The 9,313-nt window shown below is 52.2% G+C and carries 7 protein-coding genes and 5 tRNA genes; 10 read left to right on the forward strand and 2 right to left on the reverse strand.

From position 1 onward, the window contains the following. Positions 1 to 3 precede the first annotated feature (3 nt). From FD34_RS03450 to apf, 9 genes are all read left to right on the forward strand, one after another. Positions 4 to 86, forward strand: a tRNA-Tyr gene (locus tag FD34_RS03450). An 8-nt stretch (positions 87 to 94) separates the two neighbouring features. Next, a tRNA-Trp gene (locus tag FD34_RS03455) sits at positions 95 to 165 on the forward strand. Between the two features lie 17 nt (positions 166 to 182). Further along, positions 183 to 257: transfer RNA gene (locus FD34_RS03460), tRNA-His, on the forward strand. Between the two features lie 36 nt (positions 258 to 293). Beyond that, positions 294 to 364: transfer RNA gene (locus FD34_RS03465), tRNA-Cys, on the forward strand. Between the two features lie 14 nt (positions 365 to 378). Then, positions 379 to 463: transfer RNA gene (locus FD34_RS03470), tRNA-Leu, on the forward strand. Between the two features lie 633 nt (positions 464 to 1,096). Further along, a complete protein-coding gene (nrdD, locus tag FD34_RS03480) occupies positions 1,097 to 3,331 on the forward strand; it encodes an anaerobic ribonucleoside-triphosphate reductase (RefSeq protein ID WP_057806809.1) in 2,235 nt (744 codons plus the stop codon). Positions 3,332 to 3,388: 57 nt separating this feature from the next. Beyond that, positions 3,389 to 3,976, forward strand: coding sequence for an anaerobic ribonucleoside-triphosphate reductase activating protein (gene nrdG / locus FD34_RS03485; RefSeq protein WP_057806810.1), 588 nt, complete (start codon positions 3,389 to 3,391; stop codon positions 3,974 to 3,976). A 13-nt stretch (positions 3,977 to 3,989) separates the two neighbouring features. Beyond that, entirely contained in the window at positions 3,990 to 4,934 is a 945-nt protein-coding gene (locus FD34_RS03490) for a SufD family Fe-S cluster assembly protein (RefSeq protein ID WP_057806812.1), read from the forward strand. Between the two features lie 362 nt (positions 4,935 to 5,296). Then, a complete protein-coding gene (apf, locus tag FD34_RS03495) occupies positions 5,297 to 6,067 on the forward strand; it encodes an aggregation-promoting factor (protein WP_057806813.1) in 771 nt (256 codons plus the stop codon). Positions 6,068 to 6,177: 110 nt separating this feature from the next. Here apf and FD34_RS03500 read toward each other — a convergent pair whose 3' ends face one another. Continuing rightward, positions 6,178 to 6,816: a TVP38/TMEM64 family protein gene (locus FD34_RS03500; RefSeq protein WP_057806815.1), complete on the reverse strand. Its 639-nt coding sequence runs from the start codon at positions 6,814 to 6,816 to the stop codon at positions 6,178 to 6,180. A 119-nt stretch (positions 6,817 to 6,935) separates the two neighbouring features. Here FD34_RS03500 and msrA point away from each other — a divergent pair, with 119 nt between their 5' ends. Beyond that, positions 6,936 to 7,457, forward strand: coding sequence for a peptide-methionine (S)-S-oxide reductase MsrA (gene msrA / locus FD34_RS03505; RefSeq protein ID WP_057806817.1), 522 nt, complete (start codon positions 6,936 to 6,938; stop codon positions 7,455 to 7,457). 51 nt (positions 7,458 to 7,508) lie between these two features. Here msrA and FD34_RS03510 read toward each other — a convergent pair whose 3' ends face one another. Continuing rightward, complete coding sequence (locus FD34_RS03510; protein ID WP_057806819.1) at positions 7,509 to 9,206, reverse strand: phosphoenolpyruvate carboxykinase (ATP); 1,698 nt, start codon at positions 9,204 to 9,206, stop codon at positions 7,509 to 7,511. Between the last annotated feature and the right edge of the window lie 107 nt (positions 9,207 to 9,313).

Below are 9,313 nucleotides of genomic sequence, written 5' to 3' on the forward strand. Positions count from 1 at the left end.
TATGGAGGAGTAGCGAAGTCTGGCTAAACGCGATGGACCGTAAATCCATTCCTTCGGGTTCGGTGGTTCGAATCCACTCTCCTCCACTTTTTATAGGGATATAGTTAAACGGTATAACTACGGTCTCCAAAACCGTCATTGTGGGTTCGATTCCTACTATCCCTGCTTAACTGAATATCTTGGCGGTATTGGTGAAGTTTGGTTAACACACCGGTTTGTGGGTCCGGCACGCGTGGGTTCAAATCCCACATACCGCCCTTATTGATTAGATAAGTATCTAATCATAACTATTTGGTGGTATAGCCAAGTGGTAAGGCAGAGGTCTGCAAAACCTTCATCATCGGTTCAAATCCGATTACCACCTTTTAGTTAGCTGATGCCTCTGTGGCGGAATTGGCAGACGCGCTGGACTCAAAATCCAGTTCCCGTTGAGGGAGTGTGGGTTCGACCCCCACCGGAGGCATATAAGTGCTTTTGTACGAAATGGTCAGCTAAGCTAAAAAAGAAGGGGAAAGCTTGAAATAGCAGGCTTTCCCCTTCTTTTTTATTTTAAAAAATTGCAGTTGATCGTCCTTGAACATCATTTGTACATCACCCGTTGCAGTTTGTCGATCAGGCGGAAAGATCACGAGTCGCCCACGTACCATGTTAATGGGAGTAGCATAACGTAAACATGTTAGAAGGAGAGCACTCAATAACCGTGGTTTTCTCCTTTATAGTTTGACCGTTTCTTAGGCAAATACACAAAAATCACACATCATATTTAGAAAATTACGTATACCGTTATACCACCATTACAGTGCTAAGTTAGATATGATAAAATCATCATACAATATCTAGATAATCAAATTTTATCCCTTGATAATGATTTGCTATCACCAAATAATTGTAAATTGCAGAATAAATATCCTAAATGCGATGATGACAAGCTTCCTAAATTTTACCGTATTCAGAATTTGCTCTTTTAATTCGTTAGACTGACAAAAACAAACGTTCCTCAGCACTCCACAACATATAGGGGTCAAAAAGTCAATACTTTCTATGGATAGTATTTTGAGCTAAGATAGGCATCGTTAACTTGAGAGGTGGAATTTGTATGAAGGTGCAAATAATTAATGAGAAAGATCTAAATAACCTGACCAATCTAAAGGTTGTTAAACGTGACGGAACCGTTACCGATTTTTACGCTTACAAGATTGAACTAGTATTAAGTGCTCTACATGCCGACGATGCTACCCGGCAGATGGTGGATTTGACCCTGGTTGACGCCCTGGCTAACGAATCAACCGTTGAAGCATCTCGGATTGCCGAGCTATTTGTGGCGGGGCTCAAGAAGGCTAATCATCCAGAACTAGCCAAGGTTTATCGGGACTACCGGCAACGTGATGAGGAATCCTTTGCGGAGGCAACTAACCCGCAGCATAAGTTGGAACAGCTCTTTGACCGTAACTCGCGGGTGGTCCATGAGAACGCCAACAAGGACAGCCGGGTCTTCAATACCCAACGGGACCTCGAGGCTGGCGTGGTCAGTCGGGCCCTGGGGCTACGGATGCTGCCCGGAATCGTCGCCAAGGCCCACCTGCGCGGGGATATTCACTGGCACGACCTGGACTATTCACCGGTCACGCCCGAGACCAACTGCTGCCTGATTGACTTCGATGAGATGTTCAAGCACGGCTTCAAGATTGGTAACGCCTGGGTTTCCTCGCCGCGGTCGATTCAAACGGCTACGGCTCAGATGTCCCAGATTATTGCCAACGTGGCCTCCCTCCAGTACGGTGGTTGTTCAGCCAACCGGATCGATCAATTGCTGGAACCATATGCTAAATTGAACTATGAGAAGCACATGAAGGATGCCGAGAAGTGGATTGCTCCTGACAAGCGTGACGAGTTTGCTCGGGCCAAGACCAAAAAGGACATCTATGATGCCATGCAGGCCCTAGAGTATGAGATCAACACCCTCTACTCTAGCCAGGGACAGACGCCGTTCACGACCATCAACTTCGGCCTGGGGACCAGCTGGATTGCCCGAGAGATCCAAAAGGCGATCCTCCAGATCCGGATCAAGGGACTGGGGAAGGAACACCGGACGGCTATTTTCCCAAAGCTGATCTTTACCCTCAAGCGGGGACTCAACCTTAACCCTAATGACCCCAACTATGACATCAAGCAGCTGGCCCTGGAGTGCTCCACCAAGCGGATGTACCCGGACCTGTTGATGTATGACAAGATCAAGGAGATCACCGGGAGCTTCAAGACCCCGATGGGCTGTCGTTCCTTCCTGCAGGGTTGGACGGATCCTGAGACCGGCAAGGAGGTTAACTCCGGTCGGATGAACCTCGGGGTGGTCACCGTCAACCTGCCGCGGATCGCCCTCGAGGCCCATGGTGACAAGCAGCTCTTCTGGGAGATCTTCAAGGAGAAGATGCATATTTGCAAGATCGCCCTGGACTACCGGATTAAGCGGACAAAGGAGGCCAAGCCGGAAAACGCCCCATTGCTTTACATGTACGGAGCATTTGGCAAGCGATTGAAGAAGACCGACAGTGTTGACGAGGTCTTCAAGAACAGCCGGGCCACGGTTTCCCTGGGCTACATCGGCCTTTATGAGGTTTGCACGACCTTTTACGGCCCAAACTGGGAGCACAACAAGGAGGCTCATGATTTCGCGGTTTCAATCACTAAGGCCATGCACGACCTCTGTGCCAAGTGGGAGGACGAAGAAGGTTACCACTTCAGTCTCTACTCCACGCCAGCGGAATCTTTGACTGATACCTTCTGTCAGGACGACATCAAGAAGTTTGGCCGGGTGGAAAACGTCACGGACAAGGAGTACTACACGAATAGTTTCCACTATGACGTCCGTAAGCACCCAACCCCGTTTGAAAAGCTGACCTTTGAGAAGGACTTCCCTTACCAGGCGGCTGGGGGCTTCATCCACTACTGCGAATACCCGAACCTGCGGCAAAACCCGAAGGCCCTGGAAGCCGTTTGGGACTGGGCCTACGACCACGTGGGCTACCTGGGAACTAACACCGCCATTGATCAATGCTTCAAATGCGGCTTCAAGGGAGAATTCGAGGCCACTGCCCGCGGTTTCAAGTGTCCACAGTGCGGCAACCACGACCCGGCCACCTGTGACGTGGTCAAGCGGACCTGTGGCTACCTCGGTAACCCTCAACAGCGGCCAATGGTTCATGGTCGCCATGAGGAGATCATTCACCGGGTCAAGCACATGGATCCAGGGATGATCGCCAACGCCGCTCAGTTTGAGAAGAACCGGCAGCTGGATGCCAAGGCACACGCCAACATCACCGGCGACCAGATTTAATCACGATCATCAAGGACCGTCACCAGCGCGGTCCTTTTTATATAGGAGGAAAGAACAATGCCAAGAGAACACGCGATTCGTTTACCAAAGAATCCCCAACCGAAGGAATGGCTGGCCAAGGACCACTCCCTGCAGTACATTGCTGACTACAAACCCTTTAACTTCGTTGACGGCGAGGGGGTCCGCTGCAGCATCTACGTCAGTGGCTGCCTCTTCAACTGCCCGGGCTGTTATAACAAGGCAGCACAGAACTTCCATTACGGCCAGCCCTATACCCAGGAGCTGGAGGACCAGATCATGGAGGACCTCTCCCAGAGCTACGTCCAGGGGTTGACTCTCCTCGGTGGGGAACCCTTCTTAAACACCCAGGTCTGCCTGAAATTGGTCCACCGTCTGCGTAAGGAGTTCGGCCACACTAAGGATATCTGGAGCTGGTCGGGCTACACCTGGGAAGAATTGCAGAAGGAGTCGGCCGATAAGTTAGAGCTCCTCCACAACCTGGATATCCTGGTTGACGGGCGCTTCCTGCTGGCCAAGAAGGACCTGACCCTCCAGTTTAGGGGGAGTTCCAACCAGCGGATTATCGACGTTCCCAAGTCACTTGCCGCGGGTAAGGTTGTTATCTGGGATAAGCTTGTTCATTAAGTGGGGGTGGATCATGACAGTGTTAAACAGTGCTATTTGGCAGGATGAACCTGGCTGGCTGGAGAAGAAACGCCAGTTGGCAACCATGCTGGCGGGCCGTTTTCCCCACCAGGACGGGCAGGAGCAGTGGCTAACAGTCTGGCGGGATCAGCCGAAAACCGCGGGGATGGCGATTGGCCTAATCAGCCACGACAGCGATTACGTGGCTCGACCACTCAGTCAGGCGGTCAACGAATACTCCGAGATGCTTCAGGAGAACCTGATGGAGAAGGCAATCCCCTGGCAGGACGGCCAGCTGAATGCCGCCCACCTGGCCCGGATCGACGGTGGGCAGTTTATCTACGTACCCGACGGGGTGAAGCTGGATGAGTCGATCAAACTAGCCCCAAACCTATCTGGGACGAATCCGCACCACGTGATCATCGTGGGTGCGCACAGTACAGTCTCAATCGAAGAAACCGCCCGGCTGACTAACCCGGGGGCGGTCTATGTCGGCACCGAGCTGCTGGTTGGGACCGGGGCCCGGGTGACCTACCGGCAGTTCAACCAGTTTACCGGACAGCGGGCCCGTCAGGCGGTTCATTGCTACCAGGCCCAGGGATCACGGGTCGAGCTGGCGTACGGCCAGGACAGTGCCACGGACGTTACCACCAGCCTCTACAGCTTCCTGGACGGTCAACAAACTCACTGGACGGCGGACGCAGTGCTGCGGGTGTGGACGGGGATGCACCAGGAATGCCGACCGGTCCTCGATGGTTACGGACAGGGGACCACTGGCCGTCTTCGGGTCTGGGGCCAGGCCGCGGATACGGCTGGCCTCCAGTTGGCCCACCTGACGACCGGATCTGGGGAGCCGCTGGACATGGCTGAACAGCGGAATCTGGTGACACCAGACCGTGGCCTTGGCACCCTTTTACCGGCCAATAGTTGGCTAAAAAATAAGTTCGCCGACGCCTAAAATGTGTTACGACCTTGTTACAAAGGCTGGTAATATTGCGAAAAATGTCGCTGATTAATCCTTTTTTAAGGGTAATCGGCGACTTTTTAAAATCGTTATATTACAGTTTTGCGTAAAGTAACGCTGACCGGTTAAATCCCATCATGGCGGCGATTGGTTGCTGGCAGAGCTAGTTGGTTACTGATAATTATTACAAATTGTTACGTAAACGCGGGAATTTGATAATCGCGGGTAACACGCCTGTAATTTTGGGCGTGTATAGTATAAACCGTTGATTGATATCAGCGATCAACATTTCCTAAAGTAAACAATTAAAATTTGAAACTATTTAGAATATTGAAAAAGGATGGGATTGAATCTTTATGAATTTATCTAAACACATTGCTAAAATTACTGCTGCTGTTGCTGGTGCCGTTGCCCTGGGAACCATCGCAACTGCAACCACGGCGAACGCCGACTCAATTTACACGGTGCAAAGTGGTGATACTTTATCAGGAATCTCCTACAAGCTTGGCCACGACCTGAGCTTCGTTGACACCCTGGCTGCTAACAACCAGATCGCCAACAAGAACCTGATCTACGTTGGCCAAAAGCTGGTTGTCAAGGACGATGGCGAAGTTGCTCCGGCTACCCAACACCAGGTTGCAACCCTGCCAAGCGCAACGCCAGCACCTGCCTCAACTGCTAGCCAAAGTACTACTAGCCAAGCTGCTAGTCAGGCAACCAGTGCTGCTAGTCAGTCAACGGCCCCAGCTAGCCAAAACAGTCAGGCTAGCCAGGCCCCAGCTGTTGCTCCACAACAACAGTCTGCTCCACAACAGCCGGCCGCTCCACAGGTAACGACTTCTACCCAAGCCCGGACGGCTGCTGCCACTAACACCAGCTCCAGCTACAATTCTGGGGTATCCGGTAACGACGCTGCTGCTAAGGCATGGATCGCTGCCCGTGAATCTGGTGGTAACTACGGTGCCCAGAATGGTCAATACGTTGGTAAGTACCAACTTTCCGCTTCCTACCTGAATGGTGACTACTCCGCTACTAACCAGGAACGGGTTGCTGACCAATACGTAACCAGTCGCTACGGTTCCTGGTCCGGTGCTCAGTCATTCTGGCAATCACATGGTTGGTACTAAAATCAACCCTAATAATTAATCTTCTAAGATCCATGGTGAACGCCGTGGATCTTTTTTTGCTCGAAAAAGCCGGTCACGTCTGGATGGGAGGACGTGACCGGCTAACGACATTAGGTGGACAGGTTTTCTTGCAGGCGCTTTAGCCCCCAGTAGAACATGCAGAGGAAGACGAAGAGGGCGATGACGACGACCTTCTTGAAGTTCATCGTGAAGATGGCGTTACCACCCAGGGCGTAGATAAAGGCAATCGGCAGGGTCCCTAGGCTGGCCGCCAGGAGGTATTTGCCCGTGGTGACCCGCATCCCGTTGGCCGCGTAGTTGACCAGCAGGTTGGGAACCACCAGGATGATGAAACCGATGATCAGTCCGACCACTGGAAAACGCTGTCGGGTAAGGTAATCGAAGGCTCGTTTATGACGAACCTGTTCGGAGATCCCGCTACGTCTGATCATGATGGCGACAAAGCCGTTGCCGATGATGTTACCGCACCAGTTGATCAAAAAGCCGATGAAGGGGCCAAAGCAGACCCCGGTGAAGATGCAAACGACCGCGTTCGGTGCGAAGGGGATGCTGCAGAGGATCGCAATGGTAGCGATCAGCAGGAGAGTGTCCCCCAGCCCGTGCTGGTGGGCCGGACTGGGATGCGTCATCAGTGCCAGTTCCGGCTGGTAGACCCTGATGAGGACGATGGCGAGGATCACCACCACCGTCAGTTTGATGATGGCTCGCTGGAGCTTGGTTAGGTGCATCTGGATCGCCTCCTTGCTGGTAGTCAGGCAATAAAGTTGAGTGCATAATGTTATAGCTATATTATAGTAGCAATCAGACGGGAAAGCACGATTGTACATTATAAGAAAGGATGATCAGGATGAGTTTAGACACGGCGATCTTTGCGGGTGGCTGCTTCTGGTGTATGGTCGAGCCCTTCGATACCTATCCGGGCATTGAGAAGGTGGAGTCGGGCTACACCGGCGGGCACGTGGTCAATCCAACCTATGAGCAAGTCTGCTCCGGAACAACCGGGCATACGGAGGCGGTACGGATCACCTTCGATCCGGATGTAGTTTCCTACGCGGACCTGGTTGAGATCTACTGGCGCCAGACCGACCCGACGGATGCAATGGGCCAGTTCCAGGATCGTGGCGACAACTACCGGCCGGTGATCTTCGTCAAGGATTCAAAGCAACGGCGGATCGCCGAACATGCCAAGCAGCAGCTGGCGGCCAGCGGGCGGTTCGACCGGCCAATCGTCACCCGGATCGAGGATGCCCAGCCCTTCTACCTGGCCGAGGATTACCACCAGGCCTTCTATAGGAAGGATCCGGCCCGGCTGGCGCTGGAAGAGGCGGGCGGCCGGACGCAATTTAAACGTGACCACTGGCAACAATAAAAAACCCCTGGATCATTTTGACGTGATTCAGGGATTTAGTGGTTTAAATGATTAGTTGTTCATCAAAACATCCAGCAGTTCTTGGGCAGATTCCTTCAAGGCGTCCTTGGACTTATCGTTGCCCAGATGGGTGAAGATTTCACCGACGTAGACGTCGTTCTTGAAGAGGTTGTTGAAGACCTTGTCAATGATCGGCTTGGTCTTCTCTGGTTCCTGAACCGGGCCGAATGGGTTGGCGAAGAAGGTGGAACTCATGCCGACTTCATCGGTCGTCCCCAGGGCCTTTCGCTTACCAGCAACGAAGACCTTCTTGGCCTCGTCCTCGGTGTCGAAGCGGTGGATACCAACCTCGTCACTGTAGTTGTTGGCGTAGAGCCACATATCAACCGGATGGTGTTCGATGACGTGTTCGTAGGTGTCAGCCGGAATGATGACCCGGGCGTTTTTCCGCTCAGGGTTGAGGTAGACACCACGGTCCATGTTGTTGAAGGCGACGGCACTGGACAGGTCGTCGAGACGGACAAAGGCCCCGGTTTCGGTCCCCTGGGCGTAGAGCTTGCCATCGTCACCAATGGTAAAGCTGCCCATGTCGTCGAAGATGGTCTCCATGTCGACAATCTTGTCGTCGGCAATTTCCTGGAGGGCCTCGATGGATTCGGACTTCCCGGCACCGGAATCACCGAAGAAGACAACGTTCTTTTCCTTGCCGTTGGTGAAGCGGATCTTCAGCATGGAGCCGTGGATCGGCAGACGACCGTTGTTGATCTGGTGCAGGTTATGCAGGGTTAGGCACATCTTCTTCATGTAGCCAAAGTAGGTCGTCTTGTCGGTGTATGGAACCTCACCGACCCAGATCTGGTTCTTCTTGTCGAGGTAGTAGTGTGAAACCATGCCTTCCGTCTTCTCCAGACCGAAGAGAAGGATCATATCAGGCTTTTGCCCCTCGACCTCTTCTGGGGATGCCAATTCAAACAGGTTGGAGAGGGCAATCCCATTGACCAGGTAATCAACGTTGAAGTAGATGTAGGCCAGACTCTCACCGATCTTGGCCGGGTAGCAGTACCACTGACCGCGTTGACCGTGGAAACGCTTGATTGGGTTTTCCTCGACTGCGGAGAAGACCCCTTCACGCTTGTTACTCTTGGTGTGCATCAGCATTGGTGGCCGTAGCATCACCGTGTTGATGAAGTCGATGTCGCGGAGTTCCTCGTATCCTTCGGGGATTGGCCAGTCATGTGGTTGAACCAGCATGGAGGCGTTCGTGGCCGCATTGACCTGCCGGTAGGTCCGGTTGGTGAAGCCCTGCAGCTTTTCTTCGATTACCCGGTAGAGCTTCCGGACGAGCTCATTTAGTTGGGTGTCAATCGCCTTGAATTCGTTACCAGCGATCTTGCTGTTGTTGTAGTTCACAACGGAGACCCGCAAAAGAGAACGGTAGAATGAGTAGAGGTCTTCGATACTACCCAGAATTTCCTCTGGATCGTAGTTATCGTAGGCACTGCCGTCATTGATCAAAATCTTCTTGAGAACTTCGACGTATTCTTCCGGCGTGGCGTTGTCGAAGGCGTCATCGTCGTAGTCTGGATTGCGTGAACCCAGGTAAAGCTTAACGACATCGAGCAGCTCATCGCTGTTGGTCAGGGAGTAGATATCGTTATAGTAAGCTTCACTAAGGTTAAGCGTTGCAACACCCCGGTCGAGATTGACATAGAGGGCCTTGCTTTGAATCTTTTGACTGTTTTCCGTCATCTGTACCATCAATCCTTTCATCTATACCTTGCCACCTATTATAGTTTATTTTTAGGGCAGATTGTAAAATTTAAGTTGAACATTTAAGTGGACAGAAAAACCCATCA

The sequence above is a fragment of the Limosilactobacillus pontis DSM 8475 genome, assembly GCF_001435345.1.
Taxonomy (GTDB): domain Bacteria; phylum Bacillota; class Bacilli; order Lactobacillales; family Lactobacillaceae; genus Limosilactobacillus; species Limosilactobacillus pontis.